The sequence below is a fragment of the Neobacillus sp. 114 genome, assembly GCF_030127045.1.
Classification (GTDB): domain Bacteria; phylum Bacillota; class Bacilli; order Bacillales; family Cytobacillaceae; genus Neobacillus; species Neobacillus rhizophilus.
The window spans coordinates 4,461,889-4,478,401 of record NZ_CP126144.1; the positions used below are offsets into that span (position 1 = coordinate 4,461,889).

Here is a 16,513-nt window from a genome sequence, read left to right on the forward strand (position 1 = left end):
TAAAGACTGTCATCAGCAAGACAGTCTTTGTCACGAAACTTATTATATTTTCGGAAGCTCACGAATTTCCTGTATCATTTCATTACCACACATTGGGCACAGTAAATCGTCAGATACAAAATCCTTTCTCATCCAGCCTATACATGAATTATCCATGCATGAATAAATTTCAGTATCAATAAGAATTGTTTCCATTTCTTCTTCTTTTGCACGTTTACCAAAAAAAATCGGAACCGCCTCCTTTTCCTTTAGTATGTCCAAAATTAGCCTTTTCATTTCTTCATTTTTCTTTTTCAATTGGAGGAATTAAGATGAACTCAAATCAGAAGCGTTATTCTATTGTTGGAACAGATATTGAAGAAGTAAAACGTCTAAACAAGCAGTCAGGTCTAAGCTATAACGAAGTAAAGCAGCTACTGGCTAAACAATATTTACAGAATAAAAAATAATTATAAAAGGCTATCCAATTTCGATAGCCTTTTATAATTATTTTATTAACGATTCTTTGTATTGGATTATTAAAAAGTGTGATTGGTAAAGGCAATTAAACAGGACTGTTGATTGGAGCGGAGGGCACTCGACTCCTGCGGGATATAGAGGTCACTGGAGACCCCACAGGCGCTAAAGCGCCGAGGAGGCTTCAGGACCTCCCCGCGGAAAGCGAGTGCCCGGAGCGGAAATCAACAGGCCCCTTAGCATAGATATTAAATTGAGATACGGTAATTCTGAAAAAATAAACGTTTATTCTACATGGTCAATTGTAATCTGGTCATCATGTCTTTTTGATAAAATCTTGCTTTTTTTGCGATTTTCTTTCGTCTGAAAGATAATATCGAAATCATAATCATCAGGATACAATTCATTTGCGGCAATATATAGCTTCATCCTCTTATGGTTAACCGATACTTTTTCACCTTTTATCTGGACAATATAATTTCCTTGCTGATCTGGTCCTTTATAAACAATCCCAAATTCATTTCCCGGTGTGATTTTTACATTGTCCCCCTGCTGATATAAAGGCACTTGTTGGACAGGTTTTACAGCCGGCTTTTTTTCTTGGTATTTGTTGATGATAACCTGCTTTTCCATATCCTTAAGTTTCCAATAGTCCGAAACAGGAGAAACATAGTTTTTTTCTTCTTTATACGTTACGCTATGCGCTTTTTCAATAATTTTCGGGTGGATTCCCAACTGCAAAGCAATCTCAAAGGCCTGGCTTTCGCCCCCTTTCCCTATCATTAAACGATAGGTTGGACTTAAGCTCTTAAGATCAAACTCCATTGACCCATTCATAAATCCCGGATGCTGTTCGGCAAGATCTTTTATTTCACTATAATGGGTTGTGGCCAAAATCACGGCCCCCTTTTCGTAAAGAGTTTCAAGAATGGCTGTTGCCAGACCCATTCCCTCACCCGGATCAGTGCCGGAACCAAGTTCATCTATTAAAGTTAATGTGCGATTGTTTGCATTCTTTAAAATTGCAATGATATTAACGATTCTGGAACTGAACGTACTTAAATTTTCGGCAATACTCTGACCGTCCCCAATATCAACTAAAATAGCTTGAAAAATACTAATATGACTCTTTTCATCTGCAGGTATATGAAGTCCGCATTGAGCCATTAGTGTGAGCAGCCCAACCGTTTTGATGGTAACCGTTTTCCCGCCCGTATTCGGCCCAGTAATAATTAAGGCTCGTTTATTATCACCCATACTAAAAGTCAATGGTACAGCTTTTTCACCTAACAACGGATGCTTTGCCTTAATTAGTTCAATATTACCAGTGTCATTCATTCTCACCTTGGAGCCATTGATGGAACGGGAATACTTTGCTTTTGCAAACAAAAAATCATAGTGAACCATTGTTTCTACTGCCAGACGAATTTGCGTTTCATATAGCTCCACCATTCCAGTTAGACAGCTGAGAACTTTTTGTACCTCGGTCTCTTCATCGGCCATAAGCCAGGTAAGTTGATCTTGAAATATAGCGATATCCTCAGGTTCAATAAACAATGTTGCTCCTGATGCCGATGTATCCAAGACTGTCCCTTTAATTTTGGTCCGATACTCCTTTTTTATCGGTATTACAAATCTTCCATTTCGCTGACTGACAACCTGTTCTTGTAAATATAGCTTATATTTATTTGACCTTACCAGCTGCATGGTTTTTTCCTTCAGGCGCTCCTCCTGAATGGCCATTTGCTTCCTAATTTTTAATAACTCCTTGCTGCCATAATCGTCCACTCTGCTATTACGGATACAACGATTAATTTCATTGGCAAGCTCCGGCAGTTCTTCAATTACATCGACATAGGACGCAACTCTTGGCGCAAAATATTCCTTATCCTTCATATATCTTCTCATCTTCCCGCAGCTATCCAAGAAATCGTACAGCTTCATTAACTGATCCGGACGGAAGACCACTCCTTTATTTAAGTTGGAAAGCATCTGTTCCATCCCATCAAGTCCATGGACAGGAACACTGGCACTTTTTTTCAAAATCTCGACGGCTTCCGTAACCTCATCAAGCCAAGCCTCAATTTGCTTTTTATTAGAAGATGGTGTCAGGCCCTCAATTTTTGCTTTTCCTTCCTTTGTCATGGCAAAGCCTGCAATAGTTTCTTTTATTTGTTTAAATTCCAATACATTAAAGGTATGCTGATTCAACTTAGATTCCTCCCAAAATAAAAATAGCCGCAATGAACAATGTCATTGCGGCAAATGAAAAATACAACAAAATAAACCAAAATAAAAACTGTCTACACGAGTGTACACAGCTACATTGGTTATAAAATGTATGCTTATGACTGCCCATTGTTCTTAACCTCATTCCTTGCCCATACTCAAATAAACCTTTTTTGTTATCAAAAAAACAAAAAGGCGGCCGGAATGAAAATATCCAATTAGTTGGATTAGTTAAGAACGACACCTAACATAAAACATACTCCTTTTAATAAGAAAACTTAAATTTATCTTCAGATTATTACATTTGGCATGAATTGTCAATATTATCACTGCCCATTTTTTGTTCACAAAATATCCATATCATTTTTGTTGAAACTTCTTTATCTTATTGTTAGGAGGGAATCGTAATGAAAAAAATCTACCTTATTTGCAGTTTAGCCATATTTATCGGTATTGCTGCCGGCATTTCATATTTTCTTATTCGGGATGCAAACACTAAAATTCCAGGCAATGTTACATTAATCAATCAAAATGGTGATCAATATACATTTGGCAAGGATCCAACAAAATTAAAGCTCATTGAATTCATTTACACACACTGTCCTGACGTCTGCCCGACCACGACACAAAAGATGGCCGCTTTGAAAAAGGATTTAGAAAAAAGCGGGGTATTCGGCGAGGATATCGAATTCATTACGATTACGATTGACCCCTATCGTGATACTCCAGAAGTATTGTCCAATTATATGAAGGGGTTTGGAATTGAAAATAGCAAAGACTGGGTATTCCTAACAGGAGATAAACAAAATATTAAAATTGAGCAGAAAAAGATTAGGGAGATTGGTGAAGCCTTGCAATTCCAATATAAAGACCCTGGAAACGGACAATTTGTTCACACCACATTCACTTACTTAATTGACGAAAACAATAAATTTGTTGCCAAATTTCCGATGGGTGATGGGTTTAATCGCGAAGAAGTTAAAAATAAAATAATGGACAAAATTAATTAGTATAAAAAAAGCGGTTAGTCCCTAGGATTAATCGCTTTTCACTACATTATATTATTTAACAACAGATGAAGGATATTTTTTTAATTGCTGCAAAGATAAATGATAATTGGACTTTGGTTTTGTTAAACTCACTTTGATACCAGCTTTTTTAAGCTTGTTTACGAGTTCTGCGAGTTGTTTTTTGGCCACACAATTCACCTTCTTTTAACTACTTCTTACATTAATTTTACAACAAAAATATGAATAAAGTGTGAAAACAAAAAAAGTTTTTTAGAAAATTTTTCTTTTTATCACTTTACTGCCCCGCAATACTCCAAAAAATGACGCATTTCCCGCCAAATATTTGTGTAAAATTCGCCCTTTTCCCTTATTAATGGTATAATACAAAGCAATATGTTTTTTTGGAGGATGCAAGAATGATTACTGTAAGTAATGTAAGTTTAAGATACGGAGATCGAAAGCTTTTTGAAGATGTGAATATTAAGTTTACTCCCGGCAATTGCTACGGTCTCATCGGAGCGAACGGTGCCGGAAAATCTACCTTTATAAAAATACTCGCAGGAGAAATTGAAGCGCAGACGGGTACAGTCCAACTAGGACCGAACGAGCGGATGGCTGTTTTAAAGCAGAACCACTTTGAATATGAGGAACATGAAGTTTTAAAAACGGTTATCATGGGTCACACCAGACTTTATCAGGTAATGCAGGAAAAAGACGCCATTTATATGAAGGAAAACTTCACTGATGAGGACGGCATGAAAGCTGCTGAACTCGAGGGTGAATTTGCCGAATTAAACGGCTGGGAAGCGGAATCCGAAGCGGCCATCCTGTTAAAAGGTCTGGGAATTGGCGAAGAGCTTCATTATAAAAAGATGGCAGAATTAACAGGTGCTGAAAAGGTAAAAGTCCTTCTAGCACAAGCTCTATTCGGCCAGCCTGATGTATTACTTTTAGACGAACCAACCAACCATCTGGATATTAAGGCCATCCAATGGCTTGAAGAATTCCTGATCAATTTTGAAAATACAGTGATTGTTGTATCCCATGACCGTCACTTCTTAAATAAGGTTTGTACCCATATTGCGGATTTAGACTTTGGCAAAATCCAAATCTATGTCGGCAACTACGACTTTTGGTATGAATCCAGTCAATTAGCTTCAAAAATGGCGCAGGACGCCAATAAAAAGAAAGAGGAAAAAATTAAAGAGTTACAAAGCTTTATTGCCCGTTTTAGTGCGAATGCTTCAAAATCCAAGCAGGCAACATCACGGAAAAAGCTATTGGACAAAATTACCCTTGATGATATTAGACCATCTTCAAGACGATACCCATATGTCGGCTTTACCCCAGACAGGGAGATTGGTAATGATTTGTTAAGAGTAGAAGGGCTGACGAAAACAATCGATGGCGTGAAGGTACTTGATAACATTAGCTTTATCATGAACAAGGGAGACAAAATTGCCCTCGTCGGGACAAATGAAACAGCCAAAACAACACTTTTTAAAATATTAATGGGTGAAATGGAAGCTGACAGCGGTACCTTTAAATGGGGAATCACCACATCTCAAGCTTACTTCCCGAAGGATAACTCGGAATACTTTGAGAATAGCGACTTAAATCTTGTTGATTGGCTCCGTCAGTTTTCACCAAAAGACGACAGCGAAAGCTTCCTACGTGGATTTTTAGGAAGAATGCTGTTTTCCGGCGAAGAAGTTTTAAAGAAATCAAGCGTCCTTTCAGGAGGAGAAAAAGTCCGCTGTATGCTGTCCAAAATGATGCTTAGCGGCGCAAATGTCCTGCTCTTGGATGAGCCAACCAACCACTTGGATTTGGAGTCCATTACCGCTCTAAACAATGGATTAATTAATTTTAAGGGATCTATGCTGTTTGCTTCCCATGACCATCAGTTTATCCAAACGATTGCCAACCGCATTCTTGAACTAACACCTGCTGGGATGGTCGATAAGCAAATGACTTATGATGAATACCTAGAGAATACTGATATACAAAAACAAGTAGCAGAGATGTATAAATAATTGGAAAAGGACAAATAAGAGGCTGCCAAATGGCAGCCTCTTATTTTCATTATTACATTTGCTTCTGCTTTTTCCTTGAAGATGGCTGCATTCTGGAGCCAGTTTCTGTTGTGGTCGTTCCCTGTCCTTCTACTTCTGGTGAAGCCAACCCTATGGTTGAAGGGTCGGCTTTCTTTTTACTGCGTTTGCCCATAGTACACCTCCCATTTTAGCTTTTGAAAGTTTATCCCCTGCTATTCGGAATATTTCTGTCAAACTTAGGCAACATAAATGACAGGAGGAGGTGTTTGTATGGCAAGGGTTGGAGTAGAACAATCTCTTACAAATGTTCAAGATGCTCTACGTGCAAAAGGATATGATGTTGTCGAACTCAAACAGGAGTCTGACGCCCAAAATTGTGATTGCTGTGTCGTTACCGGCCTTGATTCGAACGTTATGGGAATGGCTGATACCGTTACGAAAGCACCGGTTATTGATGCAAACGGTATGTCTGCTGATGAAGTATGCCAAGCGGTTGAAAGCAGACTTCAATAATGTTAACACAAAGACTAAAGGACTCCTCTTTAGTCTTTTTTTAGTGATCTTTTGGTTTAATATTTACCTTAGGCCCATTCGGTTTTTCTTGCTTCTTGATTCTTTCCTCTTTAGCTTCGGTTCCTTTTTCGTCTTCACCTTCGTTGAGATTTGGTGTAAATTCACTGCCGTATGTGGCACCTATATTTAATTTTCCTTTCAATTCTTTAATGCCTAGCTGTCCAAAGTTATTATTCAATTCATATTTATCCAAAATAATTTTTTCAATATTTATTTTTTCAATTATTATAGGGGGATCCTTTGTTTTCACGGTTTCATCAGGCTTGTTTTGTGCCTTTAAATCCCGCAGCGTTTGTTCCAATTCTTCTATATTTCTTTCTAAGGAAGTTATTTTTTTTCGGAGTTCTTTATCATAATCATTTTTGCGGAAAATAAGGAATAAATTTTTTATTGACATTGGCCTAAAACGCTCCCTTATTTTTAACCTTACTTCATTTATATGGAAAACACTTCTTATCAAGTCCTATTTTCATAAAAACCTGTTATTCAATTGGGATAATTTCGCCCTTTTGTACGAATCGTTGATAACTGACTATTAATAAGCCATTCCAGAATTTAGCACTGATATCCTGCGGATTTACGGTATCAGGTAAGGTAATCTGCCGATTGAATTCACCGTAAAACCTTTCCGAATAAGTATATTTCAAATGTGGATGAATGGGCAGCGCTCTTCCTTTGACGGTGAGTATATTGCCATTAAGACCTAATTCTATGTTTTCTTTTAAAACACCGGGGAGCTCAATCACTACCATTACCTCCTCTTCCCCTTCCATTAAATCTATTGCAGGGAACGTTCTCTCGCTTTTCATATCGGTGCCGGGCTGCTGCCGGTTTGAATGGGCATAAGGTGGTGTCTTAAAAGGCGCATCATTCATAAATTGTTGGGCAAACTCTTGGTCAAAGATATTGTTCCAGAAATCCCCGCCCTGCATATTTTTTGCCATCTCCAGCCATTGTTTCAATTTTTCCATATCCATCAATCCGCACCCCCTCTCCCCTGATTAGGGAAGCAAAAAACAAAGCCTTACTTCATCATACTTAACTGAAAGTTATTTTAATCCTTAATTTCCTCATAACCATTAAGGTATTGCATATATTTAAAAGCAATTATAAGGAGGAGATGACATGCCCACTCCCGTTTCATATATTAATATAAATATATTTATGATTAAAATTAATTCCTTTGAAAATGCTTCCCCGTAAATATTGGCCAAAACCTGCTGGCTGAGTGGCATAATTCCGACAAAAAAAATCAAGGCTACGGCCAAAATTTTGGTGATAAGAGTGATTTCTTTGGAAATAGGAGCTTTGTCGATGACCGAGACCAAATTGATTCTCCGAGCTCCTTTGATTCAGGCGCCCAGCAGCTATTGGCCAAAGACAAAGATGATCTATAAAAACTGCAATTTGGCAGTTTTTTTGTTTTATATCTTTTATGACTTGGTAGCTTTCGCTATAATGAGGGAATAATCAGCCGTTCGAGAGGAAGTATTTTATCTACTATGCTTAATGAATTTTGGCCCCCAATTTTATTGTCACTGAAAGTGGCCATAATTTCTGCACTATTGGCACTAATCTTTGGTATTTTATTTGGCAGGTTATTTGCTGATAAACAGTTTAAAGGAAAAATGATCGTAGAGACCCTGATGCTGTTGCCTATTGTTTTGCCACCCACCGTTATTGGTTTTTTATTAATTTTCTTTTTCGGAAAAAATAGTCCGGCAGGGGCTTTTATCGAAACCCTTTTCGACCGCTCGATCATCTTTACACCGCTTGCAGCAATTATTGCCTCCACTATTGTTGCATTTCCGTTAATGTACCAATCTGTAAAAACTGGATTTCAAGCCGTGGACAAGGATATCGAAGAGGCTGCGAAAATGGACGGGGCAAGTGATTTTAATGTTTTTTTACAAGTAACTCTTCCACTATCAGTAAGATCGATTGTTTCCGGATTCATACTTAGCTTTGCTAGAGCATTAGGCGAATTTGGTGCCACGCTCATGTTTGCCGGCAATATCCCCGGGAAAACCCAGACGGCACCCACTGCTGTATATGTTGCAATGGAAACAGGCAATATGAAATTAGCTTGGCTGTTAGTCATTTCAATGATCTTCATCTCCTTTTTAATGCTATTGACAACCAATTTAACACAAAGAAAGCCATGAAACTTTAGCATTTCATGGCTTTCTATATTCGTCTACATTTTACCTGTTATTTTTTTCCCTGCACCTATCAAAACTGCAGCAGCCGCAGCTATGATAATCCAAAAGTATGGTGCTGCATATTCCTGCTTATTAGTGGATTTACTTGATTTTAAAGAAGTTTCCACAGGTTTTGGTTCTTCCTTTTGTTTTAACTGAGCCACCTGAAGAACCTGCCCATTTGGATTTTCAATAGATAACTGGCCGGTACTGTTGACCTTTTTTACAATTCCATTTTTATCCTCCGTTACAAGGAGATCACTATCCAAAAGAAATTCCTTTTCGCCGCTCTTATAAACTTCCCCATGTTTTAAGGTAGAATGAACATATTCATTAAATCCATAATCAAACAGTATGGCTGTATCATCATATTTGTCTCTTTTTTGGTCTGATTTTAGGACAATCGCCGTTAATTTTAAATTCCCATTATCGGCAGTGGTGGCCAAAGTTTGTTTCGATACCGTGGTATATCCTGTTTTCCCCCCGGTTATTCCCGCGTATGGCAGTTCGCCTTTTAACATAAGATGATGAGTGATAAGGTCAGTATTCCAGGACTGGCCCTCCCAATGTAATCTTTTTGTTCCAAAAATCTCGGCAAATTGGGGATTCTTCATGGCATAGTTCGTAATCAATGCCAAATCCATTGCGGTTGTATAATGATTGTCATCGTGAAGGCCGCTTGGGTTTGTAAAGTGAGTATTTTTAACCCCAATAACTGTTTTTAAATATTCATTTATATGTTCCGCAAAAAGGTCAACACTGCCGTCAATATGTTCCGCAGTCGCCACTGCGGCGTCATTCCCAGAATTGATCAGCATCCCTTGGATTAGTTTTTTTAGCGGCACTTGTTCACCTTCCACTAAATAGACCCTTGTACCATCTTGTCTAACAGCATTGGCACTGACTGTCGCAATACTATCTAAATTCCCTTTTTCAATGGCATAAATTGCTGTAGCGATTTTCGTAACGCTGGCAGGATACATTTTTTCGTCCGCATTTTTCCCGTAGAGAACCGCATTCGTTTCAGTATCCAAAAGCACCGCTGATTCACTTTTTAATGGCAGGTCCCCAGTCCCTTCCGCAAAGGCGGGAATTTGGTTTGAAAATAAGAACAAGACTGTTATGAAAATTAAAATCCATTTACTCAATGACAACACCCTATCCATGACTAATTACCTAATTGATTTTACCAAATATTTATAGATATGAAGAGTCCTTTTTGGAAATTTATATAAAAAAAAGCGGCTGACACATATGTGCCAGCCACCTTTCATTATCTATGCCCTTCTTTTCGAAATCAACAGGGTAATTTGTGCCATAATAAACGGTAGAGAAGATTTTTTCCGATAGGCTAAATATTTTGGTTCCCAAATATTTGTATATTTTTCTTTGAATTTTCTTAAGCCTTGAAAATGATAGAAAAAATGACCGTGCAGGAAAATTTGCGCCGCAATTTTCTCACTTAAAAAAGAAAACTTGGAAAGACCAACATTTGCCAATGGGGCCATACCCATATTAAAACGCCGGTACCCCTGTTCCTTCGCCCAATCCATTAAGGAGAGAAACAGAAAATCCACGCTACCTGATTCTACATCCGGACGGAATCTCATTAAATCCACCGAAATAGTCTGGTTATCATCATAAACATACATCATGCTCATGAAGCCAATAATTCTACTATTACTATCCTTTACAAGTGCAATAGGGGCCTTATTAAGGTAAGCTTCATCAAAGAATCCCAGCGAATATCCCTTTTCCTTGCTTCCCTGGAGCCAATCATTTGAAACTTCCCGCAATTCCTTTAAAAGCTCACTAGAATGAGGCGGATTTACCAATTCATAACGAAAATTTTCACTGGTAAATTTGTTTTTAATGGCCCGTAATCCTTTCATTTTACTTCCAGCTAATGAAAATTCCCGCAATTTCACAAAGGCCTCTTCCCCTAATTTAAAAAAGGCAAATCCATGATTATAAAGGTATGGAAGCATTTCTTCACTAACCTGATAGAATACAAGCGAAAATCCATGCAGGTCGGCAATTTCCTGAAATTCTTCAATGGCGGAGGATAGATCATTTAGTTCACCAATTGGATCACCGAGGATCACCAGTTTATCCGCATATTTTTGAAATGAAATCATAACATTTCTTTTTTTGTTCCAGAAAATATACTTATCGTGCAAGAAAATGAGATGGGACAAGACTTTCCCCTGATATTTATGTAAATGCTGAAGGATTTCCTGTTCCTGTGTCAACGATGATTCAAATTTCCATTTTTTCGATAAGCTGTTCAGATAGCCAATGGCAAGGATTGAAACAGCAATAAACAAACCAATTCCCGCACTCATAAATAAATCGTGATAATCGATAATCACATATGGCAATAATTTTGCAGGCAGCGCCAATTTGGCATCCGGTAAATTTAAATAGCCAATGATGATATACATCGATGTAATTATTACAATTAAAGCAATATCAAAGATTGTTCTTCCCCAGGTTAATACATAGCTTTCCCGATAGAACTGCCCTTTAGAAACTCTAAGTAGGATGGCGACAATAATTAAGAAGATGGCTTCTTCATAATCAATCCCTTTAAAAATGGAAAACAGTGCTGCAAGAATTAAGGCTGCCATCGTTAATTCATATGTCCGTTTCACTCTATATTCAATGCCTCTCGATAATCCTAACAGCAAAAATCCGGCAGCAACAGAGAGTTGATGGGAAACGTTAATAATCGGAAACGATAACAGTTCCTGGGCAATTTTAAGCCTCGACATAATCCCCGGCACACTTGCAGATAAAAGCAGGATAAGCCCTGATAAAAACACTAGCATAGTCAAAATGACGTGGCTAAATACCTCTAATATCGCGTTAGGCAAATTATTCCATGACTGGTTCCATCTTTCCCAATAAAGCTTCACAAAAAAAATGAGACTTACGATAAACGGCAGCAAGTAATAGCCTACCCGATACAACAGAAGCAGAACGAGGACTTTTTCCTCGGCCATATGAAATTCCTGCATCCCCCAAATAAAAACTAAATCGAATGAGCCAAGACCGCCCGGTATCATACTGATGATTCCGGCGCAAACAGCAGCAATATAGACAGGAAAGAGATCTTCGATTCGGATTGGGATACCCAGAATTCTGGTCAATAGATAAATAGCAAAAAAGACAGCTATCCATTCAACAAAGGAAACCCCAATGAGCTTGGTTCCCTCTTTTACCTTAATCAAAGATTGCTTGCCTTTTTTAGCATTCATTCTATGTATGATTAAAAAGACTGGAAGATAAAGGGCGACACCCAAAACTGCAAAATAAAGCCATTTGGTATCGACAAATAAAGGGAACTTCCGGAACCATAGTGCCGCAGCCCACGATAACAATGAGATGCCTGCCAAATAAAATAGGGAAACCGTTGCAATAACACTGAGTAATCGCCGCTTATCCTGTTCAAGTTTGTGAAAAAAGTACGTTCTTAACGCTGCCCCGATTAACCCGCCGAATCCGATTAAATTAGAAAAGGAATTGGCAATAAACGATTGCTCTAACAATTCTTTTTTAGGGACCTTTGCCCCTAAAATCCGAACTAAAATCACATCATACAAAAGCATCGGTAAAACAGCCGAAAAGGTAACGCCAATGATAAGGAGCAGCGTCAAAAAATTGAGTTGATTTAATTCGTTTTCTAGCATATGAACATCTAAATTTCCCACAAACTTTTTTATTTCAAAAATCGCAAAAATTAATAAAAGCAATGGGAATAAAAATTTTACAATCTTAAAAATTTTATCCTTCTGATAACCCTTCAAAATAATCACCTAGTATTCGTATCATCCCTGACTTTACTATAAACGTTTATGAAAGAAATACAAAGCAATTTCTTACTTTCTTGAGGTGACTTATTACAAGTGTAGACATTTTATCGAACGTTCAACCATCGGCCGGAGGCAATTCGAAAATCCAGGAAAAAAAGTAGACAAGTTTTCCTACCTATCCGGCATATGAATAGACTAGGGCAAATATTAGAGGGGGTTATGCTTGTGAAATTTTTAGTATTGAAAAAGGAAACACTGCTTTTCGTTTTAGCTATAGGTATTATGCTTGCTGCAATATCATCCTGGTTTCTATTAAAAGCTGGTGATGCCGCGGTCTTTAACCAGCAAACAGATGGAAAAATACGAGAAATCCATATGGTCACTGTTGAATACAAATCCAAAATGAAAAACGGGAAAGATATTGAGGCCTATCGTTGGGATCCTAGTCAAATCATTATAGAAAAAGACGAAAAGGTGAAATTATTTATTACCGGCATTAACGGGGAAGAGCATCCATTCTATATCGAAGGAACAGATATCAAGGGTACGGTAAAGAAAGGTGAAGAAACTGTCGTGCCGCTGCAATTCAAGAAAGAAGGCACATACCGATTAATCTGTGAAGTTCATTCCAATCGTGCCCATAATGGTCCGATGATTGCTGATATTGTCGTCGATTAAAACAGGAGCGTTTTTCTCCTGTTTTTTTATGCTGTTTCACTAGTAATCACTATATAGATGCTGTTATTGTTGATCCCTTCTTATATAACAGACGTTGTTTGTTATATAAAAAAATGAAACAGTTTGTTAACTTGTTCATAATTCGTTCAAATTCCACTTGAAAAACTCCACCAAATTCTTCATTTCACAATATCTTAACAATTATCCCTTATTACAGATTGTTAACCTGTTATACTTTAAGTGTAGAAATCACAACCAATCTGTTATATAAACTTTTATTTCATTTAGAGGTGAAAAAACATGGAAACATGGAAGGCTTTTACAAAAGGGACTTGGACAAAAGAAGTTAACGTACGTGACTTTATACTAAAGAACTACACTCCATATGAAGGTGATGACCGCTTTTTAGCCAGTGCTACAGATTCGACAAATATCTTATGGCAGCAAGTAATGGAATTGACGAAACAGGAAAGAGAAAATGGCGGAGTCCTAGAAATGGATACCGAAACCGTATCAACCATCACTTCCCATGGCCCAGGCTACTTGGATGAAGATCTTGAAAAAGTAGTCGGCGTGCAGACAGATAAGCCATTTAACCGTTCTCTTCAGCCTTTCGGCGGAATTCGTATGGCTAAACAGGCTTGTGAAGCATATGGCTACAAATTAAATCCAGAGATTGAAAGAATATTTACCGAATTCCGAAAGACACATAACCAAGGTGTTTTCGATGCTTATACGAGTGAAATGATTTTAGCCAGAAAAGCAGGGATTATTACCGGTCTGCCAGATGCGTACGGGCGAGGCCGAATTATCGGGGATTACCGCCGTGTTGCTTTATATGGTGTCGATTTGTTAATGAAAGAAAAACAAAAAGATTTCAATAACACTAGCAAAGTAATGACTGAAGATAATATCCGGCTGCGCGAAGAGCTTTCTGAGCAATACCGGGCCTTGAAGGAACTTAAAGAACTGGCAGCAAGCTATGGGTTCGATATTTCCGGACCAGCAAAAAATGCCGCCGAGGCCTTCCAATGGTTATACTTTGCCTATTTAGCAGCCATTAAAGAACAAAACGGCGCAGCGATGAGCCTTGGCCGCGTCTCCACCTTCCTTGATATTTATATCGAAAGAGACTTACAAAACGGTACCTTATCAGAGGAAGAAGCTCAAGAACTAGTTGACCATTTCGTGATGAAGCTCCGTCTCGTCAAATTTGCGCGTACACCGGATTACAATGAATTATTCAGCGGTGACCCTACCTGGGTAACAGAGTCTATTGGCGGTATGGCTATCGACGGCCGCCCGCTTGTTACAAAAAACTCTTTCCGGTTCCTGCACACCCTTGATAATCTTGGTCCTGCTCCAGAGCCAAACTTAACTGTACTATGGTCCGTACTGCTTCCTGAAAATTTCAAGAAGTATTGTGCAAAAATGTCCATAAAAACTAGCTCTATTCAATATGAAAATGATGATATCATGCGCCTTGAATATGGTGATGATTACGGGATTGCCTGCTGTGTATCCGCCATGGAAATCGGCAAGCAAATGCAGTTCTTCGGTGCCCGTGCCAACTTGGCAAAAGCACTGCTATATGCGATCAACGGCGGCGTCGATGAAAAATTAAAAAAACAGGTAGGACCAGTGTATCGGCCAATCTCTTCAGATATTTTGGATTTCGATGAGGTCATGCAAAAGTTCGATCAAATGATGGAATGGCTCGCCGGCCTATACATTAATACTTTGAATGTCATTCACTACATGCATGACAAATATAGCTATGAGAGAATTGAGATGGCTTTGCATGATACGCAGATTATTCGGACGATGGCAACTGGTATAGCTGGTTTAAGTGTAGTTACCGACTCGCTCAGCGCGATAAAATACGGCCAGGTGAAAGTGATTCGCGATGAAAACGGCCTTGCTGTTGATTTTGAAATAAGCGGCGATTTCCCTAAATACGGAAACAATGATGACCGTGTAGATAGCATTGCCGTTGGAATTGTAGAAAGCTTTATGAAAAAGCTGCGTAAGCATCAAACCTATCGCAACTCTGTTCATACTTTATCAATATTAACCATCACTTCTAACGTGGTTTACGGTAAGAAAACAGGGAATACACCAGATGGCCGCCGTGCTGGCGAACCGTTTGCACCAGGAGCAAACCCAATGCACGGACGGGATACAAAAGGGACATTAGCATCACTTTCCTCTGTTGCCAAGCTTCCATACAGCTATGCAATGGATGGTATTTCCAATACTTTCTCTATCGTTCCAAAAGCATTAGGTAAGGAGGAAAAAAGTCAAATTTGCAACCTAGTGTCCATTTTAGATGGTTATGCCATTAAAGCAGGACATCATTTAAATATAAACGTTTTTAACAGGGAAACACTTTTAGATGCCATGGAACATCCGGAGCTTTATCCGCAATTAACAATCCGCGTATCCGGATATGCTGTTAACTTTATTAAGCTAACAAAAGAACAGCAGCTTGATGTAATCAATCGCACCTTCCATGAATCGTTGTAAGAAATAAAGAAAACTAGCCGATTGGGGAGCCCCTAAGGGCGGTTCATGAGGCTTAGTTGCGCTTTTAATGAGAGGAGAATCACCATGAACGGAAACATTCATTCTATTGAAACATTAGGAACCGTAGATGGGCCAGGAATCCGCTATGTAATTTTTACACAAGGCTGTCTGCTGCGCTGCCAATTTTGTCATAATGCCGATACTTGGGAAATCGGCACTGGAAAGGATATGACAGTTTCCGAAATCATGGATGACTTGGAATCGTATCTACCATTTATCCAAGCCTCAGGAGGCGGCATTACCGTTAGCGGCGGTGAACCCCTCCTGCAGGTTCCCTTTCTCATTGAATTATTTAAGGAGTGTAAAAAGAAAGGAATCCATACAACCATCGATTCCTCCGGGGGCTGCTTTTCCCATTCCAAGCTGTTCATCGAACAGCTTGAAGAACTGTTACTTTACACCGATTTAATATTGCTTGATTTGAAACATATAAACAGGAAAAAGCATATCCAGTTGACCGGTATGGCAAATGACCATATTCTCGAGTTTGCCAAGTTTTTATCAGACCGAAATGTCCCGATTTGGGTTCGTCACGTTTTAGTTCCATCTGTAACTGATGCACAGGAAGACTTGAAGAATCTTGGTGAATTCATTGGTACACTTGAAAACGTTCGAAAAATTGAAATTCTCCCTTACCATAAACTGGGCGTTTATAAATGGGAAGCACTTGGCCATGAATACCCTTTAAAGGATGTGGAACCGCCAAGCGAAGAGAAAGTTAATTTTGCCCATTCAATGTTAACTGCACATTGGCAAAAACCTAAAGAACACTAATTCCTTCCGGGAGTAAGTGTTCTTTACTTTTCATGAACATTTAGACCCAAACATTAACATCACAACAATAATTGATTATTTGGCTATTCTCTTATATACTCATATCATTGGTTACCTGATGCGAGGTGAAATGT

The 16,513-nt window shown here is 38.6% G+C and carries 16 protein-coding genes and 1 pseudogene; 9 read left to right on the forward strand and 8 right to left on the reverse strand.

The window, feature by feature from the left end:
- Positions 1–42: 42 nt before the first annotated feature.
- Positions 43–297, reverse strand: a complete 255-nt coding sequence (locus tag QNN06_RS21655) for a cold-inducible protein YdjO-related protein (RefSeq protein ID WP_254124869.1) — start codon at positions 295–297, stop codon at positions 43–45.
- Positions 298–311: 14 nt separating this feature from the next.
- Between QNN06_RS21655 and QNN06_RS21660 the strand changes: the two genes are divergently transcribed.
- Positions 312–449 carry a hypothetical protein gene (locus QNN06_RS21660; RefSeq protein WP_213120550.1) on the forward strand — a complete coding sequence of 46 codons (138 nt, stop codon included), beginning with the start codon at positions 312–314 and terminating at the stop codon, positions 447–449.
- Positions 450–741: 292 nt separating this feature from the next.
- Here the strand turns inward: QNN06_RS21660 and QNN06_RS21665 are convergent, their stop codons facing one another.
- Positions 742–2,667: an endonuclease MutS2 gene (locus QNN06_RS21665; RefSeq protein ID WP_284035940.1), complete on the reverse strand. Its 1,926-nt coding sequence runs from the start codon at positions 2,665–2,667 to the stop codon at positions 742–744.
- Positions 2,668–3,092: 425 nt separating this feature from the next.
- On the opposite strand from QNN06_RS21665, the gene QNN06_RS21670 reads away from it, so the two are divergent.
- On the forward strand, positions 3,093–3,695 hold the full coding sequence (locus QNN06_RS21670) for an SCO family protein (RefSeq protein ID WP_284035941.1): 603 nt from the start codon (positions 3,093–3,095) through the stop codon (positions 3,693–3,695).
- 51 nt (positions 3,696–3,746) lie between these two features.
- On the opposite strand, the gene QNN06_RS21675 is transcribed toward QNN06_RS21670, so the two are convergent.
- Complete coding sequence (locus tag QNN06_RS21675; RefSeq protein WP_213120547.1) at positions 3,747–3,884, reverse strand: hypothetical protein; 138 nt, start codon at positions 3,882–3,884, stop codon at positions 3,747–3,749.
- 227 nt (positions 3,885–4,111) lie between these two features.
- Between QNN06_RS21675 and QNN06_RS21680 the strand changes: the two genes are divergently transcribed.
- Complete coding sequence (locus tag QNN06_RS21680) at positions 4,112–5,731, forward strand: ABC-F family ATP-binding cassette domain-containing protein (protein WP_284035942.1); 1,620 nt, start codon at positions 4,112–4,114, stop codon at positions 5,729–5,731.
- 52 nt (positions 5,732–5,783) lie between these two features.
- Here QNN06_RS21680 and QNN06_RS21685 read toward each other — a convergent pair whose 3' ends face one another.
- Positions 5,784–5,924, reverse strand: a complete 141-nt coding sequence (locus QNN06_RS21685; protein ID WP_213120545.1) for a YuzL family protein — start codon at positions 5,922–5,924, stop codon at positions 5,784–5,786.
- Positions 5,925–6,022: 98 nt separating this feature from the next.
- Here QNN06_RS21685 and QNN06_RS21690 point away from each other — a divergent pair, with 98 nt between their 5' ends.
- The gene (locus QNN06_RS21690; RefSeq protein WP_217037401.1) at positions 6,023–6,265 is read left to right on the forward strand and encodes a YkuS family protein; all 243 of its coding nucleotides are present in this window, start codon (positions 6,023–6,025) and stop codon (positions 6,263–6,265) included.
- 40 nt (positions 6,266–6,305) lie between these two features.
- Here QNN06_RS21690 and QNN06_RS21695 read toward each other — a convergent pair whose 3' ends face one another.
- The gene (locus QNN06_RS21695) at positions 6,306–6,722 is read right to left on the reverse strand and encodes a hypothetical protein (protein WP_217037402.1); all 417 of its coding nucleotides are present in this window, start codon (positions 6,720–6,722) and stop codon (positions 6,306–6,308) included.
- Positions 6,723–6,807: 85 nt separating this feature from the next.
- Positions 6,808–7,302 carry an Hsp20/alpha crystallin family protein gene (locus QNN06_RS21700; RefSeq protein WP_217037403.1) on the reverse strand — a complete coding sequence of 165 codons (495 nt, stop codon included), beginning with the start codon at positions 7,300–7,302 and terminating at the stop codon, positions 6,808–6,810.
- Between the two features lie 148 nt (positions 7,303–7,450).
- Between QNN06_RS21700 and QNN06_RS21705 the strand changes: the two are divergent.
- Together QNN06_RS21705 and modB are read left to right on the forward strand one after the other, a co-directional pair.
- Positions 7,451–7,722: pseudogene (locus tag QNN06_RS21705) on the forward strand (hypothetical protein).
- A gap of 105 nt (positions 7,723–7,827) precedes the next feature.
- The gene (modB, locus tag QNN06_RS21710) at positions 7,828–8,490 is read left to right on the forward strand and encodes a molybdate ABC transporter permease subunit (protein ID WP_213120541.1); all 663 of its coding nucleotides are present in this window, start codon (positions 7,828–7,830) and stop codon (positions 8,488–8,490) included.
- Positions 8,491–8,522: 32 nt separating this feature from the next.
- On the opposite strand, the gene QNN06_RS21715 is transcribed toward modB, so the two are convergent.
- Positions 8,523–9,674: a D-alanyl-D-alanine carboxypeptidase family protein gene (locus QNN06_RS21715; RefSeq protein ID WP_254124870.1), complete on the reverse strand. Its 1,152-nt coding sequence runs from the start codon at positions 9,672–9,674 to the stop codon at positions 8,523–8,525.
- 129 nt (positions 9,675–9,803) lie between these two features.
- Positions 9,804–12,344, reverse strand: a complete 2,541-nt coding sequence (gene mprF, locus QNN06_RS21720; protein ID WP_308170454.1) for a bifunctional lysylphosphatidylglycerol flippase/synthetase MprF — start codon at positions 12,342–12,344, stop codon at positions 9,804–9,806.
- A gap of 222 nt (positions 12,345–12,566) precedes the next feature.
- On the opposite strand from mprF, the gene QNN06_RS21725 reads away from it, so the two are divergent.
- From QNN06_RS21725 to pflA, 3 genes are all read left to right on the forward strand, one after another.
- Entirely contained in the window at positions 12,567–13,019 is a 453-nt protein-coding gene (locus QNN06_RS21725) for a cupredoxin domain-containing protein (RefSeq protein WP_217037405.1), read from the forward strand.
- 300 nt (positions 13,020–13,319) lie between these two features.
- The gene (gene pflB, locus QNN06_RS21730) at positions 13,320–15,545 is read left to right on the forward strand and encodes a formate C-acetyltransferase (RefSeq protein WP_284035943.1); all 2,226 of its coding nucleotides are present in this window, start codon (positions 13,320–13,322) and stop codon (positions 15,543–15,545) included.
- An 84-nt stretch (positions 15,546–15,629) separates the two neighbouring features.
- Positions 15,630–16,379, forward strand: coding sequence for a pyruvate formate-lyase-activating protein (gene pflA / locus QNN06_RS21735; protein WP_217037407.1), 750 nt, complete (start codon positions 15,630–15,632; stop codon positions 16,377–16,379).
- The last annotated feature ends 134 nt before the right edge of the window (positions 16,380–16,513 follow it).